Here is a 22,805-nt window from a genome sequence, read left to right on the forward strand (position 1 = left end):
GAGGTGGAGCGTGCCGAAAAGGCTGAAGCCCCGCTTGCCTGCATTCCGATCGACGTGTTGAAGAGACAGGACAAAGACAATGGATGAGCTGATCCGCAACGCCGCCCTCGACTATCACCGCTATCCGCGTCCGGGCAAGATCTCGGTGACGCCTACCAAGGTGCTGTCCAACCAGCGCGACCTGTCGCTGGCCTATTCGCCCGGCGTGGCTGCGGCCTGCGACGCGATCGTCGAAGACCCGGCGCAGGCGGCCGAGCTCACCGCGCGCTCCAACCTGATCGGTGTGGTCACCAATGGTACCGCCGTGCTTGGCCTGGGCAACATTGGCCCGCTCGCCGCCAAGCCGGTGATGGAAGGCAAGGGTGTGCTGTTCAAGAAGTTCGCCGGCATCGACGTCTTCGACCTCGAGATCGACGAGCCCGACGCCGACAAGCTGATCGACATGATCGCCGCGCTTGAACCCACCTTCGGCGGCATCAACCTCGAGGACATCAAGGCGCCCGAGTGTTTCTACATCGAGGCCAAGCTGCGCGAGCGCATGAAGATCCCGGTCTTCCACGACGATCAGCACGGTACGGCGATCGTGGTGGGCGCCGCGGTGCTGAACGGCCTGCACCTGCAGGGCAAGGACCTCAAGAAGGTCAAGCTGGTGACCTCCGGCGCTGGCGCCGCGGCGCTCGCCTGCCTGGGCCTGCTGGTCAAGCTCGGCGTGCCGGTGGAGAACATCTGGGTCACCGACATCGAGGGCGTGGTCTATGAGGGGCGCACCGTGCTGATGGACCCGATCAAGGCGCGCTACGCCAAGCACACGGATGCAAGGAAGCTCGCCGAGGTCATCGAAGGCGCGGACGTGTTCCTCGGGCTGTCGGCGGGTGGTGTGCTCAAGGGCGATATGGTGGCGAAGATGGCGGCCAACCCGCTCATCCTTGCGCTCGCCAACCCGACTCCGGAGATCCTCCCCGACGAGGTCAAGGCGGTGCGCAGCGACGCGATCATCGCCACGGGGCGTTCGGACTACCCGAACCAGGTCAACAACGTGCTGTGCTTCCCCTTCATCTTCCGCGGTGCGCTCGATGTCGGCGCGACCACCATCACCGACGAGATGCAACTCGCCGCGGTGAAGGCGATCGCCGAGCTGGCGCGCGTGGAGCAGAGCGACATCGTTGCCGCCGCATATGGCGAGAAGGTCGGCGGTTTCGGCCCCGAATACATCATCCCGCGCCCCTTCGATCCGCGCCTGATCGTAAAGATCGCGCCCGCGGTCGCCGAGGCAGGTATGAGCTCGGGCGTGGCCACCCGGCCGATCAGCGACTGGAACGCCTATCGCAGCCAGCTCAACAATTTCGTGTGGCACTCCGGCCTGATCATGAAGCCGGTGTTCGCCGCCGCGCACAAGAATCCGAAGCGCATCATCTTCTCCGAGGGCGAGTCCGAGAAGGTGCTGCGCGCCGTGCAGCAGGTGGTGGACGAGGGCCTGGCGCGCCCGATCCTCATCGGTCGCCCGGACGTGGTGAAGCACAACATCGAGCGCTTTGGCCTGCGCATGGCCGTGGAGCGCGACTATGAGCTGGTGAATCCGGATTCCGATCCGCGCTTCAACGAACTGTGGCAGCACTACCACGCGTTGATGGAGCGCCGTGGCGTGTCGGTCGAATACGCCAAGAAGGAGGTTCGCCGCCGCACCACGCTGATCGGTACGCTGCTGCTCAAGTTCGGCTACGGCGACGGCCTCATCTGCGGCACCTATGGCATGCATCGCCTGCACCGCGAGTTCGTCGAGACCGTGCTCGGTCGTCGCGAAGGGGTGGATAACCTGTACACGGTGAACCTGCTCAGCCTGCCCGGCCGCACCTTGTTCCTCGCTGACACCTACGTCAATTACGACCCCACGCCAGAGCAGGTGGTCGAGATGACGCTGCTTGCCGCAGAAGAGATGCAGCGCTTCGGTGTCGAGCCGCGGGTGGCGCTGCTGTCGCACTCGTCCTTCGGTTCGGCCGATTCGCCCACTGCCGAAAAGATGCGTGCGGCGATGCGCATGCTGCACGAGCGGCATCCGGAGCTGCAGGTCGAGGGTGAGATGCACGGAGACTCCGCGCTGGACGCGAACCACCGCCTGCAGATCTTCCCCAACGCAAAGATGCGGGAGGACGCAAACCTGCTGATCTTCCCGACCCTGGATGCAGCCAACATCGCCTTCAACCTGCTGAAGAACGCTGCCGGCAGTGGCATGACCGTGGGCCCGATCCTGCTCGGTGCTGCCAAGCCGGTGCACATCCTCACCCCCTCGGCGACTGTGCGCCGCATCATCAACATGACGGCCCTGACCGTGGTCGAGGCCGGCCAGGCAGGCTGAGGGCCGCAGATCGTTTCATGCCGGAGCGTGCGCCTTGGCGCTTGCCTCCGGCAGGCCGCCTGCGCGATGCTTCCCTCCGTGGAGCGCAATGGGAGCGGTGATGGCGGAGGGGACGGGGCGTGCGGCACTGGTGCTGACGGGAGGCGGGGCGCGCGCGGCCTATCAGGTCGGCGTGCTGCATGCCATTCGTGAGTTGCGTGGCAAGCGTTCTGGCAACCCCTTCCCGATCCTGTGCGGCACTTCTGCAGGTGCGATCAATGCGGTGGCGCTCGCCACCCACGCCGGCGACTTCAACCGTGCGGTGCGGCACATCACCCGGATCTGGCGTGGGCTGCATGTGGCCGACGTTTACCGTGTCGACCCACCGGCTCTGCTCGGCAGCGGCTTGCGTTGGGGGTCGGCGCTGTTCGGGGGCTGGCTGTTGCGGCAGACCCCGCGCTCGCTGCTCGACAATGCACCGCTGCGCGCCCTGCTGCAGCACGCGCTCGACTTCGGGGCAATCGATCGTGCGATTGCGTCAGGTGATCTGTATGCGGTGAGCGTCACGGCGTCTGGCTACTCCAGTGGCGAGAGCCTCGCCTTTTATCAGGGCGCCTGCGATATCCAGCCCTGGCGTCGGGCGAAGCGCCTGGGCGTGCGAGGCAGCCTGGAGGTGGATCACCTCCTCGCGAGCGCGGCCCTTCCGTTCGTCTTTCCCGCAGTGAAGATCCATCGTGAGTATTTCGGTGACGGCTCCATGCGTCAGCTCGCGCCGGTCAGCCCCGCGGTTCATCTCGGGGCTGACCGCATCCTGGTGATCGGCGCTGGCCGCACTGCGGAGGAAGGTCGGGTGCGTAGCGATCAGTACCCGTCGCCGGCGCAGATTGCCGGTCACGCCTTGTCGAGCATCTTTCTCGACACGCTGGAGGTGGATCTGGAGCGGCTGGCGCGGATCAACGACACGGTGAGCCGCCTGGACCCTGCGCAGCGCGAGGTGGCCGGGATCGGGCTGCGACCGATCGAAGCCCTCGTCATCCAGCCCTCGCAGCGGCTCGACACCATCGCAGCGCGTCATGCGCGCAGCCTTCCGCCCCTGCTGCGCGTGGTGCTGCGCGGCCTGGGTACGCTGCGCCGCGAAGGCTCCACGCTGCTGTCCTACCTCCTTTTCGAGCCGGGATTCACACGTGCGTTGATCGAACTCGGCTACCATGACGCGCTTGCGCAGTCGGGCGCGATACGCCGCTTTCTGCGCATCGAGTGAGGCAATGGTGCGTGCAAGGGCGGGCAGGGCCGCGGCGAAAGTCACATTTCAAGAGGAAATTCCGGCCTGTGTCTAGAAATGACTTGAAATCATTTCTGTATCTGCTTATTTTTGAAACAAAACGCAGGTTCAAGCAATCTCCCTCTCAAGCACGCTTCCAAACCATGAAAGCAAAAGCCCTCGTTGCCGTGCTTGCCGCACTGTTCGCACTGCAGTCCGGCGTGGCCATTGCCGCCTCCTCGGCATCGCGCACATCTGCAAAGCCGGCGGCAGCAAGCGCCAAGCCGGCGGCCAGAAAGGCCGCGGCCAAGAAGCCTGCGGTGACGAAGAAGGCGTCGGGGAAGAAGGCAGGCAGCAAGAAGGTGGTGGCGAAGAAGTCCCCTGCCAAGAAGGCTGCTGCTGCGGCACTCCCCGCGGCGGCGGGCGCGGTCGAGCCCGACACGCCGCTCGTGCTCGATGCCAGCGGCCGTCCGGTACTCGGCTCCAGCGCCTTTTATGTGGTGAACCAGAACACCGGCGAGGTGCTTCTCGAACAGAACGCGATGGCCGTGCTGCCGATCGCCTCCATCACCAAGCTCATGACCGCGATGGTCGTGCTCGACGCAGGCCAGTCCCTCTCCGAGGCGCTCGCCATCACCGAGGGCGACATCGACCGGCTGAAGGGCACGGGGTCGCGCCTTGGCATCGGGACGCGACTGACACGCGAGGACATGCTGCATCTGGCGCTGATGTCTTCCGAGAATCGCGCAGCCTCCGCGCTCGCACGCAATTATCCCGGCGGGGAGAAGGCCTTCGTGCAGGCCATGAACGTCAAGGCCCGTCTGCTCGGTCTGTGGGACACTCGCTTCCACGACAGCACCGGGCTGGATCCGGCCAACGTTTCCAGTCCGCGCGACCTCGCCAGGCTCGTCGCTGCTTCGGCTTCGTATCCACTCATCCGTGCGTTCTCGACCTCGCACGAGCGCCATGTCGCAGTGGGCGGGCGCATGCTGCGGTTCGGCAACACCAACAGTCTGGTGAAGAGCCCTGAATGGGCGATCAGCGTGTCGAAGACGGGCTACATCTCCGAGGCGGGGCGTTGCCTCGTTATGCAGACCTGGCTGCACCAGCAACCTGTGGTGATGGTGCTGATGGACTCGACCGGACGCTACACGCGCACCGCCGACGCAAAGCGTGTGCGCCGGTGGCTCGAGGAGCATTCCGTGCAGCGCCTCGCCGCTGCACCGCAAAAAGTGGGGCTGTAAGCGGCAGGCGCGGCCCGCTCAAGCTGCGCGCGGCGCGACGTAGCCGAGCGCGTGCGAGATCTCGTTCGCCGTTTCACGTACCAGTGGCGCCCAGTCGGGGTTGAAGCGCTCGGATGGCGTCGATAGTGACAGGCCCGCGATCAGCTCTCCTGCGTCATCGCGAATCCCCGCTGCGATGCAGCGCACCCCGGCTTCCACCTCGTCCAGGTCGAATGCGACGTCGTGCCTGCGCACACGCTCGAGTTCCTTTTCCAGCGCGGGGAGGGCGGTGATCGACGTCGGGGTCGACGCGGGCAGACCCGTGCGGCGCGCATAGTCGCGAATGCGCTCAGGCCCGTCCTCGGCGAGGAAGAGCTTGCCGGTGGCTGTGGTGTGCAGCGGCGCGCGGGCACCGACGATGTGTACCACGCGCACCGATGCCCGGCCGCTCGAGCTGCGTTCTACATAGACGATCTCGTCTCCCGCGCGCACCCCGAGGTTAACGCTCTCGCCGGTGGCCGCATGCAGTTTGACCATGTAGGGCATGGCCGTTTCACGCAAGGAGATGCGCGACTTGACCAGGCTCCCCAGTTCCAGCAGGCGGATACCGAGACGGTAGGCGCCCGCGTCCGAGCGCTCGACGAAGCCGCTGTGCGTCATCGCGCCCAGAATCCGGTGGGCGGTGGAGGGGTGGAGTCCGGTTTCTGCGGCAAGTTGCTTCAGCGGAATGGGATCGGCATGCTCGGCAAGTACGTCGAGCAGTTTCATCATGCGCTCGATGACCTGGATCGAGGCCTTGCCTTCGGTGCCTGGGGCGGGGTCGGTCTTGGCGATGGGCGTTCTGGAGGCGGACACGGTGGGAGAGGTTCGGAAGGCGGGAAGGGGCGGATCTGGCCCGGTGAGGGGGGACGTCAGGCATGGTAAACGCGTGTTTGAATTTCGCCTAGTGAAACAGGCTTCCGTGCGGAGCCATCAGTGCTTGCGTATATACTTTGGGCGCAACAAAGATGCCGGAGCCACGGCGTGCGGCCATTTTGCCGCCGCGCTCGAATGCGCTGCAGGCCAGCGCGCACGGCGTGAATTCGTACCTCGTCCCCTAGTCGAGATGCCCCGATGAGCCTCGTCCTGATCGTGTTGTTACCCTTCATCGGTGCGCTGTTTCCCGCGCTGATGATTCGTGCCGGGCGCAACGCGTGCGCCACGAGCGCCTTCTTTTTCAGCCTGCTCGCCTTCGCATTGCTGCTCTCGCATGCGCCGGCGGTGTTCCGCGGCGAAACGCTTACCGCGAGTTGGGACTGGCTGCCCGCGCTCGGCCTGCAGGCGAGCTTCTTCCTCGACGGGCTGGGCCTGTTCTTTGCCGGGCTGATCCTGGGCATCGGCCTGCTCATCATCGTCTACGCGCGCTATTACCTCGCCAAGGAAGACCCGATGGGGGTGTTCTACACCTATCTGCTGCTCTTCCAGGGCGCGATGGTGGGCGTGGTGCTGTCGGACAACATCCTGCTGCTGCTGGTGTTCTGGGAGCTCACCAGCCTGTCGTCCTTCCTGCTGATCGGCTACTGGAAGCACCTGCCCGAAGGCCGCCAGGGCGCGCGCATGGCGCTCACCGTCACCGGCGCCGGCGGGCTGGCGATGATCGCCGGCATGCTGATCCTGGGCGACATCGCCGGCTCGTACAACCTCACCGAGATCCTGCAGAAGCGGGAGGCGATCCAGGCCTCGCCGCTGTACCTGCCCGCGCTGGTGCTGATCCTCGCCGGCTGCTTCACCAAGAGCGCGCAGTTCCCTTTCCATTTCTGGCTGCCGCACGCGATGGCGGCGCCCACGCCGGTGTCGGCCTACCTGCACTCGGCGACCATGGTGAAGGCGGGGCTCTTTCTGATGGCGCGCATGTGGCCGGTGCTCGCCGGCACGCCCGAATGGTTCTACATCGTCGCCACCACCGGCCTGGTGACCATGCTGGTGGCGGCCGGGATCGCGCTATTCAAGGACGACCTCAAGGGTCTGCTCGCCTACTCCACCGTGAGCCACCTCGGCCTGGTGACCATGCTGCTCGGCTTCGGTACGCCGATGGCGGCAGTGGCGGCGGTATTCCACATCCTGAATCACGCCAGCTTCAAGGCGGCGCTGTTCATGAACGCCGGCGTCGTCGACCACGAGGCCGGTACGCGCGACATCAAGCGCCTCGGCGGGCTGCTGCAGCTGATGCCGATCACCGCCACGCTGGCGATGGTGGCGGGGGCGTCGATGGCCGGCCTGCCGCCCTTCAACGGCTTCATCTCCAAGGAAATGATGCTGCACGAGGCGGTGCACACCTCCTGGCTCGGCAGCGACTGGGCGATCCCCGCGCTGGCGGCGCTGGCGGCCTGCTTCTCGGTTGCGTACTCGTTCCGCTACATCGTGCATGTGTTCTTCGGCGCGAAGCGCGACGACTATCCGCATACGCCGCACGATCCGCCCGCGGGCATGTGGCTGCCTCCGGCGGTCCTGGTGGCGCTGGTGGTGGCGATCGGGCTGTTCCCGCACACCCTGGCCGGGCCGCTGGTGGCCGTGGTGTCGGGGGCGGTGATCGGTGCGCCCGCGCCCGAGCATCATCTGGCCCTGTGGCATGGCTTCAACCCGGCGCTGGCGCTGTCGGCGATCGCGGTGGTGGTCGGCCTGGCCGCGCTCGCCGCCTATCGCCGCGTGCGCGCGGTGTGGCAGGCCGGCCCGCATCCCGAGGCGAAGGCGATGTTCGACGCTCTCATCGACGCGGCGGTGCACCTGGCGGCGTGGATCACGCACCGCTTGCACAACGGTTCGCTGCAGCGCTACCTGGCCTTCGCGGTGAGCGCCTTCGTGTTCGCGGGCTTCGTCGCCTTCTTCGCCGCGCCGCATGCGGCGGGGACGCGCGCGCTGCTGCCAGCCAATCCGGTGGCGGTCGTGGCCTGGTTGCTGCTCGTGGCGGGTTGTCTGCTCACCGTCGCGCTGTTCCGCCGCCGCGTGTTGTCAGTGCTGATCGTGGGCACGGTAGGCTTGATCGTGTGCGTCGCGTTCATCTACCTGTCCGCGCCCGATCTGGCGCTCACGCAGATCTCGGTCGAGGTCACCACGGTGATCCTGATCCTGCTCGCGCTGTACTTCCTGCCCAAGTACGGGCCGCCGAGCTCGGCGGTGCAGGCCGATCCGGTGCGCCACACCCGGGATGCAGTGCTGGCTGGCCTGGCCGGCCTGGGTATGGCGGGGGCGAGTTGGGCGATGATGACGCGCGATGTCGAGTCGCTGTCCGGGTACTACCTCGATAACGCGGTGTCGGGTGGCGGCGGTACCAACGTGGTGAACGTGATCCTGGTGGACTTCCGCGGCTTCGACACCTTTGGCGAGATCACGGTGCTCGGCATTGCGGCGCTGGCCATCTACGCGCTGCTCGACGGCTCGCTGTTCGGCCGCGTCGGGCGTCGCCTGAGCGCCTGGTCGCCGGACCTGCCGCAGTCGGCCGACCGCCATCCGATGATCATGGTGGTGGCCACGCGCGTGATGTTGCCGCTGGCGATGCTGGTGGGCGCGTACATTTTCCTGCGTGGCCACAACCAGCCCGGCGGCGGTTTCATCGCAGCGCTGGTGGTGTCGATCGCGCTCATCATGCAGTACATGGCGAGCGGTTTCGGTTGGGCCGCGCAGCGGGTGCGCATCAATTACCACGCCATGATCGGTACCGGCGTGCTGGTCGCGGCGGCGACCGGTATCGCGGCGATGGTCATGGAGCAACCCTTCCTGACCTCCGCCTTCGCGCATGTGCATCTGCCGCTGGTGGGCGAGTTCGAGGTGGCGAGCGCGATGGCCTTCGATACCGGCGTGTTTCTCACCGTGGTGGGTGCGGTGATGCTGGCGCTCGCGAATCTGTCGCGCATGGGCCGGTGGACGGCGCCCCGGGGCGTCAACGAGGCGGCCATGGATGTCGATCCGAGCGTCACCGCCGCAGGAGGCCGTAGCTGATGGAATTTCTCGTTGCCAGTGCGATTGGCGTGATGACGGCCACCGGGCTCTACCTGGTGCTGCGCACGCGCACCTTCCCGGTGGTGATGGGCCTGTCGCTGCTCACCTATGCCACCAACCTGTTTCTCTTCGCCACCGGCCGGCTCGACATCAACCGTCCGCCGGTGATCGGCGCAAGCCTCAATGGCTACATCGATCCGCTGCCGCAGGCGCTCGTGCTCACTGCGATCGTGATCTCCTTCGGCATGACCGCGGTGGTCGTGGTCATGGCGCTGCGTGCTTATCTCGAAACCGGCAACGACCACGTCGACCTGCCCGGCGACGCCTCGCCCGAGGCACAGGAGGACGACTGGAAGCTGCGTGCCAGCCGGCCGTCCGCGCCCACGCCTGCGCCACAGACTGGTGCGAACGGCAAGCGTGGGGGCGCAGCATGAATCACACGCTGATCCTCCCCATCCTGATACCGGCGGTGGTCGGCGCGCTGCTGGTCATCGCGGCGCGCCATGACCGCGTGCTGGCGAGGGTGTTCTCGCTCGCGTCGATGGTGCTGATGCTGGGCGTCGCGGTCACGCTGCTGGTGATGGCCAGCGACGGCCAGGTGCGCTCGTACGCGCTCGGCGCCTGGCCCGCGCCCTTCGGCATCGTCATCGTGCTCGATCGCCTTTCGGCGCTGATGCTGGTGCTCACCGGACTGCTCGGGCTCGGAGTGCTGTTGTATGCGATCACTGGCTGGGACATGCGTGGCAAGCATTTCCATCCGCTGTATCAGTTTCAACTGATGGGTATCAACGGCGCCTTCCTCACCGGCGACTTCTTCAACCTGTTCGTGTTCTTCGAGATCCTGCTGATCGCCTCGTATGGCCTGATGGTGCACGGCGGTGGCGGACTGCGGGTGAAGGCGGGCGTGCAGTACGTGGTGACCAACCTGGTCGGCTCCTCGGTGTTCCTGATCGCGGCGGGCCTGATGTACAGCGTTACGGGCACGCTCAATATGGCGGATCTGGCGGTGAAGGTGCCGCAGGTGCCGGCCGCCGACCAGGCGTTGCTGCAGACCGGCGCGGTGCTGCTGCTGCTGGTGTTCGCGGTTAAGGCGGCGCTGGTGCCGCTGCATTTCTGGTTGCCGGGCACGTACGCCAATGCGCCGGGGCCGGTGGCCGCGCTGTTCGCGATTCTCACCAAGGTCGGGGCCTACTCGATCATCCGGCTCTATGTGTTGGCCTTTGGCGCCGATGCGGGCGATGCGGCCTGGCTGGCTGCGCCGTGGTTGCTCCCGGCCGGGCTGGTGACGCTGGTGCTGGGCATGACCGGCGTGCTCGCGGCGCGCAGCCTCGGCCAGATTGCGAGCTTCGCGGTTGTTGGTTCGATGGGCATGCTGCTCGCCACGGTGGGGGTGTTCACCGAACAGGCCACCAGCGCCGCGCTGTACTACCTGATCCACTCCACGTTCGCGGCGGCTGCTCTGTTCCTGATCGCCGACCTCGTCGCCGAACGCCGCGGCGTGCAGCGCGACCGCCTGGCCGTGGGGCCGCGCTTTACACAGATCGGGCTGATCTCGGCGTTGTTCTTCGTCGCCGCCATCGGTATCACCGGCATGCCACCGCTGTCGGGTTTCATCGGCAAGCTGCTGGTGCTCGACGGCGTGCGCAGCTCCACCCATGCTGGCTGGTTCTGGGCGCTGATCCTGTCGACCTCGCTGATCGCCATCGTCGGCTTCTCGCGCGGCGGCAGCATGCTGTTCTGGAAGACGCGTCCGATGCCGGCGGCGCAGTCGGGCACGCGCGGTGCGCCGGCGGCGCTACCCTTCGTTGCGGTGGGTGGGCTGCTCGCCTGCCTGCTGCTGCTCACCGTGTTCGCGGGCGCGATCCACGGCTGGCTGGATCTGGTCGCCGCGCAGCTGTATGCGCCGGCGGGATACATCGAAGCGGTGCTGGGCGCCGCGCAAGGGGGGCGCTGATGGGCGTGCATCAGGAACCGAAGCCGCAGCGCAGCCTGCGCGAGCGCTGGTTGCCGCACCCGGTGCTCACCGTGGTGCTGGTGCTGCTGTGGATGCTGTTGCTCAACAACTTCAGCATTGGCGGGCTGGTGATGGGCGTGTTGCTCGCCCTGATCATCACCCGCGTGACGAGCAACTTCTGGCCCGAGCGCCCGCCCGTGAAGTCCTGGCGGAAGGCCTTCTCCTATCTCGGCCTGGTGGCTTGGGACGTGGTGGTGGCCAACCTCGAGGTGTCGCGCCTGATCCTCTTCCGTCCTGCCTCGCAATTGCGCACGCGCTGGGTCACGGTGCCGCTCGAGTTGTGCTCGCCGGAGGCCATCACCGTGCTCGCGGGCACCATCACGATGACGCCCGGCACCGTGTCGTGCGATCTTTCGGCCGATGGCCGCAGCCTGCTCGTGCATTGCCTGGATGCGCAGGACGCCGAGGAAACGGTGCGCCAGATGAAGGGCCGCTACGAGACCCGCCTGAAGGAGATTTTCCCGTGATCGAATACGCGCTTGCCTTCGGTTTCCTCGCGCTGTCGCTGGCGGTGCTGCTCAATCTGTGGCGTCTGTTCAAGGGGCCCTCGCTGATGGACCGCGTGCTTGCGGTCGACACCATGGTGATCAACGCCATCGCGCTGATCATCCTGTTCGGCATCCAGCAGCGCACCACCATCTTCTTCGAGGCCGCGCTGCTGTTCGCGATGTTCGGCTTCATTTCCACCGTCGCCTACTGCCGCTTCACGCTGCGCGGCGACGTCATCGAGTGAGAGGGGCTGCATGGACTTCATCGTCGAACTTGTGGTGTCGGTGCTGATCGTGCTGGGGGGCATCTTCGCCCTCGTTGGCTCGGTCGGCATGGTCAAGCTGCCTGACCTGCTCACCCGCCTGCACGCGCCGACCAAGGCCACCACCCTGGGTGTGGGGGGGGCGCTGGTGGCGTCGATGGTCTTCTTCGCCGGCCTCGAGGGCAGGTTGTCGATCCACGAGGTGCTGATCACCGCCTTTCTGTTCCTGACCGCGCCGATCAGCGCGCACTTCATCGCCAAGGCCCATCTGCACGAATACCCCGAGCTGCGCGAGGATCTCCCGGATACCGGGCGGCCGCTGGGCTGGAGCACCTTCGAACGCATGCCTGACGAAGACGAGGTGGCAGAGGAGACGGAGGACGACCGCCACGCGGCGCATCACTGAAATTGAACACGCGCCCCGGGGCGGGCGTGTGTAGCGTTGAATGCGCGATAATGACGGCTCGCACATGCCCGTCCGGGGATCATCTTGAGCACCCAACGCAGAAAACCACCCCAGCCCGTACCCACCCGCGTCTCCGGCACGCTCGGATTGCCCGCGCGCAAGCCTGCCGAAAGCGATGTGACCACGCCCCCCGCGCGCCAGCCCGGCGCGGGTGAGGCGCAGGGCGGGCCGGCACGCAAGCCCGCGCGCCCGCGCGACGAAGCGCCGCCGCGGCCACGTGACACAAAGCCGGCCCGCCCGCGAGAAGAGGTGCAGCCCCGCGCACGCGACGGGAAGCCCGCCCGTCCTGTGCAAGCGCGGGGAAGCCGCCCACCGGCCCAAGTGGCCTCGGTGCCCGCCCGCGAGGCGGCCGCTCCGCAGCCGCGCGCTACCACCGACGTCGCCGAAGGCGTGCGCCTGTCCAAGGTCATGGCCGAACGCGGTATCTGCTCGCGTCGCGAGGCGGACGAATTCATCGCACGCGGCTGGGTCTTCGTCGATGGCCGCCGCGTGTCCGAGCTCGGCACCCGCATCGACCCGGACGCCCGCGTCACGCTCGCCCCCGAGGCCACGCGCACCCAGCAGCAGCGCGTCACCATCCTGCTGCACAAGCCGGTAGGGTACGTGTCCGGTCAGCCCGAACCCGGCTACGCCCCGGCGGCGAGCCTGATCGGCCCTGACAACCAGTTCGACCGCGACACCGCACAGCGCTTCCACCCCAGCCATCTGAAGAACCTCGCGCCGGCCGGCCGGCTCGACATCGACTCCACCGGCCTGCTCGTGCTGACCCAGGATGGGCGCGTGGCTCGTCAGCTGATCGGTGACCATTCGAGCGTGGACAAGGAGTACCTGGTGCGCGTCGAGGGGCAGCTGGCCCCGGATGGACTGGCGCTGCTCAACCACGGTCTTTCGCTGGACGACCGCCCGCTGCGCCCGGCCCAGGTCGAGTGGCTCAACGCGGATCAGTTGCGCTTCGTGCTGCGTGAGGGGCGCAAGCGTCAGATCCGGCGCATGTGCGAGCTCGTGGGCCTGAAGGTCGTCGGGTTGAAGCGGGTGCGCATCGGCTGCGTGAAGCTCGGCGACCTTCCGGTCGGCCAGTGGCGCTTCCTGCGCGACGACGAGCGCTTTGCCTGAGGCGCTCAGCGCTTGCCCGCCGTCGGCGGCGCTGAAGCGCCCGGGTTTCCTTCGGTGTGTCCGCTACCATCCTCGGCGGCCAGCGCATCCCCCAAGGGGCCCGTCGCCGGAGTGATTCCCGCGCGATGCGCAGCGCGCGCCATCGCGTGCGCGGCCAGCGGTGCGGTGGCGAGCAGGATCGCCATCGCGAACAGCGCCGCGAGCGCGAAGGCGCCTTCGCTCGCGGCTGCCACGCCGGCCAGGATCAGTGCCGTGCCCAGTGCGCCGGCCTTGCTCGCCGCATGCATCCGCGTGTAGCTGTCGGGCAGGCGCAGCACCCCGATCGCCCCGATCAGGCCGATCAGAGCACCCAGCAGCAGCAGGACCGACGACAGCCAGGGCAGGAATCCGTTGCTCATCGCATCCTCTCCCGGTCGGGGGGCGCAGCGACGGTCTCGTCTGCCGCGGGTTTGCGGTCGTTCCAGGTCACCACCTCGTCCGGCCCGCGGCCGCGTCGGCGGAAGAGCAGGATGAAAGCCGCCGTGCCCAGGAAGGACATCAGCGCCAGTACCACCGCTGCATCGAGCAGCATCGGCTGGCCTGTGGCAAGGGCGAAGAGCGCGATTGCGGCGATCGCGAGCATGGTCAGTGCATCGATCGCCACCACCCGGTCGGCGGCGCGTGGGCCGCGGATCAGGCGCACCAGCACCAGCGCCGCACTCAACGCCAGCAACGTGAAGCTCAGCGGCAGCATCCAGACCGCACCGGCAATGATCGTGCTCATCTCGGGCCTCTCATCGCCTGATCCTCGTCTTTTTTCCGCTCCGTGTGACGTTCCACTGCAGGTACCTCACCGGCCTCGAGCCAGCGCAGAAGGCGGCGCTCGATCTCGCGTACGCCTGCTTCGACCTCGGTGGCGCTGCGTGCGTCGAGCGCGTGGATGAACATGTGACCGGTGTCGGGACGGTACTCCAGCGCCATCGTCCCCGGCGTGAGCGTGAGCAGGCAGCCGAGCAGGGTGGCGAAGCGCTCGTCCTGGCGTGCGAGCACCATCGATACCACGGCGGGCTGTGGCGTCACGCTGCGCGCGAACACGATGCGCGCCACACCGAGGCTTGCGCGGAAGACTTCGCCGATGAACCAGAACACGAAGGCCGTGCCGATCTCGAGCCGGCGCAGATAGTGCCGCAGCCCGAGGAGGTCGATCGCGAGCCGCAGCGCCACGTAGATGACGAGGAATGCTGCACAGACCCCCAGCGGGCTCAGCGCGTCAGCGTAGGCAGCGAGACCTGCGGCAAGCAGAAGATGAAGGCCGAGCATGGTCATCGCCCTCCCGCGCGGATCACGGCGTCGATGTAGCCCAACGGCGTGCTGAGCTGTTCGGCCGCGGCCACCGCGTAGTCCATCACCGGCCCCGCGGCCAGGCCGATCAGCACGGTCATGGCTGCCAGCACACTCACCGCCCACACCGCGGGCTGCAGCCCGGCAGCGCTGCGTTCGCCTTCCCGGCCCGCTGGATGTGGTTTGAGGAAGGCCTCGTTCCAGATCTTGCTCATCGACAGCAGTGTGAAGATGCCGGTGACCAGCGCCACCGCGGCGGCGATCCACGCGCTCGTCTCCAGGCTCGCCTTGACCAGCACGAACTTGGCCCAGAAGCCCGACAGCGGCGGGATGCCGGCGAGCGATAGCGCGGGAATCGCGAACAGCAGCGCCAGCCACGGCGCGCGTGCGTACAGCCCGCCCATCGCCGCGAGCCGCTCCGAGCCGGTCAGGCGCGCGGCGATGCCGCCGATGAAGAACAGGTTGGCCTTCACCACGATATGGTGGATGAGGTAGAACACCGCCCCGGCGAGCGCGAGCGGGGTGGCCAGCGCCAGGCCCAGGATCATGTAGCCGACCTGGCTGACGATGTGGAAGGACAGGATGCGCCGCACCTCGGTCTGAGCTGCGGCGCCAAGCACGCCGATCAGCATGGTTGCGCACGCTACCCACAGCAGCACCTCGTGGGCGACGCCTGCGTCCGGCCAGAACAAGGTCACGATGCGGATCAGCGCATACACGCCAACCTTGGTGAGCAGGCCGGCGAACAGCGCCGATACCGGCGTCCATGCCACGTGGTAGGACGCCGGCAGCCAGCCGAACACTGGGAACAGCGCGGCCTTGATCGAGAACGCCGTCAGCATCAGCACCACCGCTGCATGCGCTGTGATCGGTACCTCTCCGGCCGCAAAGGCCCGCGCCAGCAGCGCCATGTTGAGACTGCCGGTGGCGCCGTAGAGTATGCCGGCCGCGAGCAGGAACATCATCGTCGCTACCAGGTTGAGCACCACGTACACCACCGTGCCCGACAACCTGCGCTTGCCGCCGCCCAGCACCAGCAGCGCGAAGGAGCCGACCAGCAGTACCTCGAACCATACGTACAGGTTGAACACGTCGCCGGTGATGAAGGCGCCGCACACGCCCACCAGCAGACCATGTACCAACGGGTGGAAGTCGCGGCAGCGCGCCGGGTCTTCGTCGTGCGCGAGCGCAAACACCAGCGTCGCCAGACCGACGATGCCGGTGATCGCCACCATCACCGCCGAGAGGCGGTCAACCACGAGGGTGATGCCGTACGGCGCCGCCCAATCGCCCGCCTGGGTGGCGAGGATGTGGCCCTGCGCGGCGAACCACACCAGGGCAAGACCGGCAGCGGTGAGCGCCACCGCCCCGGTCAGGCTCAGCGCCTTGACCAGCGCCGGCGCGCGGCGCGCGAGCAGGGTCGCGACCAGGGTGGCGAGCGGGATCAGCAGCGGCGAGACGATCAGCGCGTTCATCGCTCGCCTCCATGGTCCGGTACCGAACCCCGGTCGGATTTCGGCACGGGCAGGTCGGGCGCCGTCTCCTCGGCGACGGCGGTGATGCGATCGGTCTCGACCTTGTCGTGCTCCTCCCAGCTACGCTTGAGCACGGCGAGCGCGAACACGAAGAGCGCGAAGCCGATCACGATCGCGGTGAGCACCAGCGCCTGTGGCAGCGGGTTGGCCGCGAGCGCGGGCGCGCCCGCCTCGGTGACGAATGCGGCGGCGCGGCCGTCGAGCCGGCCGGTGGAGAACACCGCCAGGTTCACCCCGTTGCCCAGCACCACGATGCCCAGCACCACGCGCAGCAGCCCGCGGTCGAGCAGCATCCACACCCCGATGGCAACGAGCAGGCCGGCGGTGAACGCAGCGACGATTTCCATCTCAGGCCTCCCGCTCGAGCAGACGGAGCAGCATGTGCAGCACCGCGCCGAGCACGGTGAGATACACGCCGACATCGAACAGCAGCGGCGTGCCCAGCGGCAGCCCGCCCGGGAACACCCAGTTGCCGGTGAGGAAGGGCTGGCCCTGTGTGAGCGCGATCACCCCTGCGCCTGCGGCCACCGCAAGGCCTCCTGCCAGCAGCGCCACCGGCGCCACGCGCAGCAGCGCGCGCGCACGGTCCACGCCGAAGGCCAGCGCCAGCATCACGACCGCACCTGCCGCCACCAGCCCGCCGATGAAGCCGCCGCCCGGCAGGTTGTGGCCGCGCCACAGCAGCATCAGCGACACCAGCGCGAGCACCGCCGACAGGGGCAGAATGCCCTGCCGCAACAGCACCGAACCGAACTCGGCGCTGCCTTCGCGCGCCCCGGCGCCGGGTTTGCCCGCGCCGAGCAGGCTGGCCGCCGCCAGCGCCGCAAGACCCACGACGAGGATCTCGCCGAGTGTGTCGAGCGCGCGGAAGTCGACCAGGATCACGTTCACCACATTGGCACCCTGCCCAGCGGGCAGGCTGTTGGCCAGATACCACTGCGCGATGTCGCCGGGCAGGGGTTGACTCATGGTCATCAGCATCATGGCCGTGACCACGCTGCCGAACACGATCGCGATCACCGCATGGAAGCGCTTCGCTGCCGGCTTGCGAGAGCCCACCAGGCGGGTCGGCGGCAGGCGGCGCAGGACGAAGGCGAGGAAGATCACCGTCAGCGTCTCCACCATGAGCTGGGTGATGGCCACGTCTGGCGCACGCGCGGCGAGGAAGAACATCGCCATGCCGAGGCCGCTCGCGCCCAGCGTGGCGACCAGGGCCACGCGGCCTGACATCACCGCCGCGGCTCCGGCGCCGGCGACCGCGAGCACGCAGCCGACGAGGGCGGCGGGGTTGATCGGGCTCGTGGCCTGTGGCCACGCGAACAGACCGTCGGTCGAGGCCGATAGGCCGATGAGCGCGAAGCCTGTGGTCGCGACCACCAGCACAGCCACATGTTGCCGCAGCGAGCCGTGCTGGAAGCGGTCGGCCACGCCGCTGGCGAAGACGAAGACGCGCTTGAGCAGTCGGTCCCACACCATGTCGCCACTCACCCGCCACAGCACCCGCCACAGCGACAGGCGCCGGCGCAGCCGGGTACGCTGCAGGTAGAAGAACACCCCGAGCGCCACCGTGACCAGGCTCGCCAGCAGGGCCGGCGTGACGCCGCCCCACAGGTACAGCTTCACCGGCACCGCTGCGCTCGACACCGCCTGCACCGCGGCGTCGATCAGCCACACCTCGGCGAGGTTGTTGAAGGCACCGAACACGAAGCCGCCCACCGCGAGCAGCATCGGCCCGAGCCACATCGGCAGGCTGGCTTCGTGTGGCGTATGCGGATAGTTGCCCTCCTTGCCCAGGAAGGTGCGCACGAAGACGACGCCGGCTGCGGTGAGCAGCAACGCATTGGTGAGGATCATCACCGCGGTGGTGATCCAGCCCGCGAGCCCGAGCTCGATCAGCCCCGCGTACTTGAACTCCTTGGCGATGAAACCGAAGAAAGGCGGCAGGCCCGCATTCGAGAACGCCGCCAGCGCAACCGCGAAGCCGGTGAGCGGCATGTAGCGCATCAGGCCACCCAGGCGGGCGATCTGCCGTGTGCCGGTGGCGTGATCCACCGCGCCCACCGCCATGAACAACGCCGCCTTGTAGAAGGCGTGCGCCACCAGGTAGATCGCGAAGGCCTGCAGGCCATAATGCGTGTTGGTGCCGAGCAGCATCGTGAGCTGGCCGAGCACGGTGACCGTGGTATAGGCGAGCACGCGCTTGAGGTCGGTCTGGCGGATCGCCAGCACCGCGCCCACGAGCGCGGTGGCGGCGCCGACGGTGATCAGGATCGTGCTCCACGCGATCGAGTCGCCCAGGGTCGGGTTCAGGCGCGCGAGCAGATACACCCCGGCCTTGACCATGGTCGCCGAGTGCAGGAAGGCCGACACCGGCGTGGGTGCCGCCATGGCGTTGGGCAGCCAGAGGTGGAAGGGCAACTGCGCCGACTTGGTGAAGGCGCCGAGCAGCACCAGCGCGAGGATCGCCGGGTAGAGCGCATGGCCGGCGATGGCCTCGCCCGACAGCCCCGAGAACTGCCAGCTGCCGCCGGCGATGCCGAGCAGCACCAGGCCGGCGAGCAGTGCGAGGCCGCCGCCCCCGGTAATCAGCAGCGCCTGCAGGGCCGCTCGGCGCGACTCGCCCTTGTCGTGCTGGAAGGCGATGAGCAGGAAGGAGGTGACGCTGGTCAGCTCCCAGAACACGAACATCGCGATGAGGTCGTCCGAGAGCACCAGGCCCAGCATGGCCGCCATGAAGGCGAGCAGATAGGCGTGGAAGCGGCCGAGATGATGATGGTCCGACAGGTAGGCGCCGGCGTAGAGGACGATCAGGGTGCCGATGCCGGTGATCAGCAGGGCGAAGAGCAGGGACAGGCCGTCGAGCCGGAAGGAGAGTTCGACGCCGAGCGCCGGCACCCAGGGCAGCGTCTGTTCGAGCACGCCGCCACCAGCGACGTCCCCCATCAGGACGAGGAAATGGACGAAGCAGGCAAGGGGCGCAATCGCCAACACCCACGCCGCCCGGCTCTGCAGGCGCGCGGTGAAGGCTGGTGCGAGTAGCGCGGCCAGGCCGATCAGGCCTATGCTCGCGAGCACGTCTCACCCCCGCGGATCGGCGTCATGTCATGGTCCCCTTGCGAAAAGGGCGTCGTCACGCTGCGTGCGACGCCCGATTGTGCTTTTGGGAGTAATGACCGGCGCGGGGACTTTCAGGTTCCGTCAAGGTTTTCCCGAAGTGCGATCAGTGGATCACTGCGTGGTCGATCACGTCGGCGATCAATGCACCGGCGCGTGACGTGGCTGGCCGTCGCGGCGGATCTCGGGGTGCGTTTCGTACAGGCCGCTCTGGCGTGCGAAGCAGGCGGCGAGCGGACATGCCTGACCCGGCGGGCAGCCGTGTTCGCAGGCGCATTCGCGGCGGGTTTCGTCCAGCAACACCATCTGGTGCATGGTTTCGCAACGGGCGATGGGGGCGTCGAATGTACACATGATGGTCTCCTGTCCTGGCGCACGGTCTCATGGGCTGTTTCCCTGAAGAACCGTGACTTATTTCACGGATTGCTCGCTTCCAATCTAGATGGCCGCGCCGCTTGATGCGCCTGGAATCTGAAGAAAGCTTGACCAAAGTCAACGAGTCGCAAGGTTTGCGCCGATGCATCGTTTGCGCGGCGCGCGCTCACTCGGCCCGCAACGCCTCCACTGCGTCCAGCCGGGCCGCGCGTCGCGCCGGCAGCACGCCCGCCGCGAGCCCCACCACCAGCGCCACCACTTCGGCGGCGAGCGCGAACTGCCAGGGCGTTGCCACCGGCATTGCCGGCACTGCGAGGCCGACGAGTTGCGCCAGCCCCGCCCCGGCAGCCAGCCCCAGCAGGCCGCCGATGCCGGAGAGCACCACCGCCTCGCCGAGGAACAGCGTGAGGATGGTGCGTCGCCGCGCCCCCAGGGCCACGAGCAGGCCGATCTCGCTGGTGCGTTCGGTGACGGCGATGCTCATGATGGTCACGATGCCTACGCCGCCCACCAGCAGCGAGATCCCGCCCAGCGCGCCCACCGCCGCGGTGAGGATGTCGAGGATGTTCGACAGCGTCGCGAGCATGTCCTCCTGGGTGATGATGGTGAAGTCCTCCAGGCCGTGGCGCGCGGTCATGAGTCGGCGAACAGACTCCGCCACCCGCGCCGCGGGTATGGCCTCCTCGTAGGTGAGCGCGATCTCCATGACGCCGTCGCGGCGGAACAGCGACATGCCGCGCGCCACCGGGATGTAGGCTGCGTCGTCCAGGTCGATGCCGAGGAACTGACCCTTCTCTTCCATGATGCCGATCACGCGGAAGCGCTCGTCGCCGATCTGCACGCGCTCGCCGAGCGCATTGGCGTTTCCGAACAGTTCGCGCTTGAGCTTGGCGCCCAGCACCACGAAAGCGCGCGCCGTGGCCGCATCGTCCGCGGGCAGGAACTGGCCGACGCGGGCGCGCATGGTGTAGACCTCCTGCATCTGCGGCCCCACGCCGAGCACCATGGTGCGCCGCACCCGACCCTGCGCGCGCACCTCGGCGTTGCCGCTGACCGAGGCGGTGACGTGGCGCACGTTGGGCAGGCGGGCGAGCGCGTCGGCATCGTCGAGAGTGAGCTCGCGCGCGGTCGAGGGCAGGCCGGGTGGTCCGCCGCGTGCACCCTGGCGCCCTGGGTTGATACTGAGCACGTTGGTGCCGAACTGGCTGAACTCCGCCAGCACGAAGCGGTGCAGGCCCTCGCCGATCGACGTGAGCAAGATCACTGCCGCGATGCCGACGCCGATCCCGAGCAGGGTCAGGAAGCTGCGCAACTGGTGCGCGGTGAGCGCACGCAGCGCAAGGTGGAGGGCGTCCTGCCAGCGCATCGTCGTCGGCCTCAGCGCTTGGACAAGGCCTGCACGGGGTCGAGCCCGGCGGCGCGGCGCGCCGGCAGCACGCCGAACAGCGCACCGGTGATGAGCGCCGTCGCCAGCGCCGCCGCCACCGCCCAGTCGGGCGGCCACGCGGGCAGCATCGGCCACGCCGTGCGCACGCCCCAGGCGCCCGCGTGGCCGAGCGCAAAGCCGCTGACGGCGCCCGCGAGCGACAGCAGCACCGCCTCGGCCAGGAAGGCGTGGCGGATGGTTGTCGTGCGCGCGCCCAGCGCCTTCAGCAGGCCGATCTCTGCGGTGCGCTGGGTGACGGCGACCAGCATCACGTTCATGACCAGGATGCCCGCCACTGCGAGGCTGATCCCTGCGATGCCGGCGATCGCGAGCGTGAGCGCGCCGAGGATGCGGTCGAAGGTGCCGAGCATGGCGTCCTGCGTGATCACGGTGATGTCGAGCTCGCCGTCGCGGCGCGTGCGCAGCAGTTCCTCGATCTGGTCCTGGGCGGGCGCGAGGGCGCTGCGCTCGGTGGTCTCGACGAAGATGCGGAACAGGCCGCTGGTGTCGAACATGGCCTGTGCGGTGGCGACCGGCACCAGCACGAGCTCGTCGGTGCTCATCCCCAGTCCGCGGCCGGCGGGCGCGAGCACGCCGATCACGCGCAGGCGGTTGTCGCCGATGCGGATCATGCGTCCGACAGCGGCCTGGTGGCCGAAGATCTCTGCGCGGATGGCGTCGCCGATCACGGCGACCGCCCCCGCACGGTCGAAATCGGTGCGCGGCAGGAAGCTCCCCTGCGCGAGCGCCAGCCCGCGCAGGTCGAGAAAGTCCGCGCTCGTGCCGAGCACCATCACCTCGCGCAGCCGTCCTGCGGCGGCGATCTCGGAGTTGCCCACCGCGAGCGGCGCCACGCGGCGCACCAGCGGCAGGCGGGCGAGGGCGGCAGCGTCGTCGTTGGTGAGGTCGCGCGGGGTGCTGGTGACGAAGCTGCCGGCGCTGACGCCGCCGGTCTCGGTGCGCCCGGGAAGCACAATGAGCAGGTTCGCCCCGAGCGCGGCGAACTCGTCGACGACGTAGCGGCGCGCGCCTTCACCCAGCGCGGTGAGCACCACCACCGCGGCCACGCCGATGGACATCGCGAGCATCATCAGCGCAGTGCGCAGCGGGTAGGCGGTGGCCGCGCGGGTGGCGAAGCGCAGGGTGTCGGCGGGGCTCATGCGGGACGCCCGTCGCGCCTGTCGTGCCCGTCATGCTCCTCGCGCTCGTCGTGGACCAGGGCGCCGTCCTCCATCATCAGCCGTCGTCGCGCGCGCTCGCCCATCGTGGGGTCGTGGGTGACGACGATGAGCGTGGTGCCGGCGGCGTTGAGCGATTCGAGCAGGGCGGTGACTTCCTGCCCGGTGGCGCGGTCGAGGTTGCCGGTGGGTTCGTCGGCGAGCAGCAGCGCCGGGCGCATGATGGTGGCGCGCGCGATGGCGACGCGCTGGCGCTGGCCGCCGGAGAGTTCGTCGGGCCGGTGGTGGGCGCGCCCTTCGAGGCCGAAGTCGCTGACGGCCTGCGAGACGCGCACCCCGCGCTCGACGGCGGGCACGCCGGCGAGCACCAGCGGCAGGCCGATGTTCTCGGCGGCGGTGAGGCGGGGGACGAGGTGGAAGCTCTGGAACACGAAGCCGATGCGCGCGCTGCGCACGGCAGCCTGTTCGTCGGCCGAGAGCGTGGTGACGTCGCGGCCTTCGAGCCGGTAGGCGCCGGCGTTGGGGCGGTCGAGCAAACCGAGCAGGTTCAGCAGGGTGGACTTGCCCGAGCCGGATGGGCCCATGACCGAGACGTACTCGCCGGCCTCGATGCGCAGCGTGAGGTCGCGCAGGGCATGAACCTCGCTGTCGCCGAGCTTGAAGATGCGGTCGATGTGGTCGAGTTCGATCTGGGGCATGGGCTCGGGCCGTTGGCGTTCGTC

Annotated in this window: 21 protein-coding genes; 10 read left to right on the plus strand and 11 right to left on the minus strand. The window is 68.1% G+C overall.

Features of this window, described 5'->3' with window-relative positions:
• Positions 1-79: 79 nt before the first annotated feature.
• The 3 genes from ACUH78_RS09235 to pbpG all read left to right on the plus strand — a co-directional run bounded on the left by ACUH78_RS09235 (position 80) and on the right by pbpG (position 4,837).
• A complete protein-coding gene (locus ACUH78_RS09235; protein ID WP_445333296.1) occupies positions 80-2,353 on the plus strand; it encodes an NADP-dependent malic enzyme in 2,274 nt (757 codons plus the stop codon).
• Positions 2,354-2,453: 100 nt separating this feature from the next.
• On the plus strand, positions 2,454-3,593 hold the full coding sequence (locus ACUH78_RS09240) for a patatin-like phospholipase family protein (RefSeq protein ID WP_418364372.1): 1,140 nt from the start codon (positions 2,454-2,456) through the stop codon (positions 3,591-3,593).
• Positions 3,594-3,757: 164 nt separating this feature from the next.
• Positions 3,758-4,837, plus strand: coding sequence for a D-alanyl-D-alanine endopeptidase (pbpG, locus tag ACUH78_RS09245; RefSeq protein WP_418364302.1), 1,080 nt, complete (start codon positions 3,758-3,760; stop codon positions 4,835-4,837).
• Between the two features lie 18 nt (positions 4,838-4,855).
• Here pbpG and ACUH78_RS09250 read toward each other — a convergent pair whose 3' ends face one another.
• Positions 4,856-5,587 (minus strand): IclR family transcriptional regulator, encoded by a 732-nt coding sequence (locus ACUH78_RS09250; RefSeq protein WP_418364371.1) that lies wholly within the window; start codon positions 5,585-5,587, stop codon positions 4,856-4,858.
• A 342-nt stretch (positions 5,588-5,929) separates the two neighbouring features.
• Here ACUH78_RS09250 and ACUH78_RS09255 point away from each other — a divergent pair, with 342 nt between their 5' ends.
• The 7 genes from ACUH78_RS09255 (at position 5,930) to ACUH78_RS09285 (ending at position 13,135) form a co-directional block, all read left to right on the plus strand.
• The gene (locus ACUH78_RS09255) at positions 5,930-8,791 is read left to right on the plus strand and encodes a monovalent cation/H+ antiporter subunit A (RefSeq protein WP_445333297.1); all 2,862 of its coding nucleotides are present in this window, start codon (positions 5,930-5,932) and stop codon (positions 8,789-8,791) included.
• On the plus strand, positions 8,791-9,225 hold the full coding sequence (locus ACUH78_RS09260; protein ID WP_435750254.1) for a Na+/H+ antiporter subunit C: 435 nt from the start codon (positions 8,791-8,793) through the stop codon (positions 9,223-9,225). Before ACUH78_RS09255 ends, ACUH78_RS09260 begins: the two co-directional genes overlap by 1 nt.
• Positions 9,222-10,745 (plus strand): monovalent cation/H+ antiporter subunit D, encoded by a 1,524-nt coding sequence (locus tag ACUH78_RS09265; RefSeq protein WP_418364300.1) that lies wholly within the window; start codon positions 9,222-9,224, stop codon positions 10,743-10,745. Before ACUH78_RS09260 ends, ACUH78_RS09265 begins: the two co-directional genes overlap by 4 nt.
• The gene (locus ACUH78_RS09270; RefSeq protein ID WP_445333298.1) at positions 10,745-11,272 is read left to right on the plus strand and encodes a Na+/H+ antiporter subunit E; all 528 of its coding nucleotides are present in this window, start codon (positions 10,745-10,747) and stop codon (positions 11,270-11,272) included. Before ACUH78_RS09265 ends, ACUH78_RS09270 begins: the two co-directional genes overlap by 1 nt.
• A complete protein-coding gene (locus ACUH78_RS09275) occupies positions 11,269-11,538 on the plus strand; it encodes a K+/H+ antiporter subunit F (RefSeq protein WP_418364298.1) in 270 nt (89 codons plus the stop codon). Before ACUH78_RS09270 ends, ACUH78_RS09275 begins: the two co-directional genes overlap by 4 nt.
• Before the next feature lie 10 nt (positions 11,539-11,548).
• Positions 11,549-11,962, plus strand: a complete 414-nt coding sequence (locus ACUH78_RS09280; RefSeq protein WP_445333299.1) for a Na+/H+ antiporter subunit G — start codon at positions 11,549-11,551, stop codon at positions 11,960-11,962.
• 84 nt (positions 11,963-12,046) lie between these two features.
• Positions 12,047-13,135: a pseudouridine synthase gene (locus ACUH78_RS09285; RefSeq protein ID WP_445333300.1), complete on the plus strand. Its 1,089-nt coding sequence runs from the start codon at positions 12,047-12,049 to the stop codon at positions 13,133-13,135.
• A gap of 5 nt (positions 13,136-13,140) precedes the next feature.
• Here the strand turns inward: ACUH78_RS09285 and mnhG are convergent, their stop codons facing one another.
• The 10 genes from mnhG to ACUH78_RS09335 form a co-directional block, all read right to left on the minus strand.
• Positions 13,141-13,533, minus strand: coding sequence for a monovalent cation/H(+) antiporter subunit G (gene mnhG / locus ACUH78_RS09290; RefSeq protein WP_445333301.1), 393 nt, complete (start codon positions 13,531-13,533; stop codon positions 13,141-13,143).
• The gene (locus ACUH78_RS09295; protein WP_435750256.1) at positions 13,530-13,898 is read right to left on the minus strand and encodes an MrpF/PhaF family protein; all 369 of its coding nucleotides are present in this window, start codon (positions 13,896-13,898) and stop codon (positions 13,530-13,532) included. Before ACUH78_RS09295 ends, mnhG begins: the two co-directional genes overlap by 4 nt.
• Positions 13,895-14,434, minus strand: coding sequence for a Na+/H+ antiporter subunit E (locus ACUH78_RS09300; protein WP_435750257.1), 540 nt, complete (start codon positions 14,432-14,434; stop codon positions 13,895-13,897). Before ACUH78_RS09300 ends, ACUH78_RS09295 begins: the two co-directional genes overlap by 4 nt.
• Positions 14,435-14,436: 2 nt before the next feature.
• On the minus strand, positions 14,437-15,930 hold the full coding sequence (locus ACUH78_RS09305; protein ID WP_435750258.1) for a proton-conducting transporter transmembrane domain-containing protein: 1,494 nt from the start codon (positions 15,928-15,930) through the stop codon (positions 14,437-14,439).
• Positions 15,927-16,337, minus strand: a complete 411-nt coding sequence (locus tag ACUH78_RS09310) for a sodium:proton antiporter (protein WP_435750259.1) — start codon at positions 16,335-16,337, stop codon at positions 15,927-15,929. The genes ACUH78_RS09305 and ACUH78_RS09310 overlap by 4 nt, the downstream gene beginning before the upstream one ends.
• Before the next feature lies 1 nt (position 16,338).
• Positions 16,339-19,065, minus strand: a complete 2,727-nt coding sequence (gene mbhE / locus ACUH78_RS09315; protein ID WP_435750260.1) for a hydrogen gas-evolving membrane-bound hydrogenase subunit E — start codon at positions 19,063-19,065, stop codon at positions 16,339-16,341.
• A gap of 180 nt (positions 19,066-19,245) precedes the next feature.
• Positions 19,246-19,458, minus strand: a complete 213-nt coding sequence (locus tag ACUH78_RS09320) for a hypothetical protein (protein ID WP_418364289.1) — start codon at positions 19,456-19,458, stop codon at positions 19,246-19,248.
• 187 nt (positions 19,459-19,645) lie between these two features.
• Complete coding sequence (locus ACUH78_RS09325) at positions 19,646-20,845, minus strand: ABC transporter permease (RefSeq protein ID WP_418364288.1); 1,200 nt, start codon at positions 20,843-20,845, stop codon at positions 19,646-19,648.
• An 11-nt stretch (positions 20,846-20,856) separates the two neighbouring features.
• The gene (locus tag ACUH78_RS09330) at positions 20,857-22,065 is read right to left on the minus strand and encodes an ABC transporter permease (protein WP_445333302.1); all 1,209 of its coding nucleotides are present in this window, start codon (positions 22,063-22,065) and stop codon (positions 20,857-20,859) included.
• A complete protein-coding gene (locus ACUH78_RS09335; RefSeq protein ID WP_418364286.1) occupies positions 22,062-22,781 on the minus strand; it encodes an ABC transporter ATP-binding protein in 720 nt (239 codons plus the stop codon). The genes ACUH78_RS09330 and ACUH78_RS09335 overlap by 4 nt, the downstream gene beginning before the upstream one ends.
• Between the last annotated feature and the right edge of the window lie 24 nt (positions 22,782-22,805).

This window comes from Thauera sp. ZXT1-4 (genome assembly GCF_052598215.2).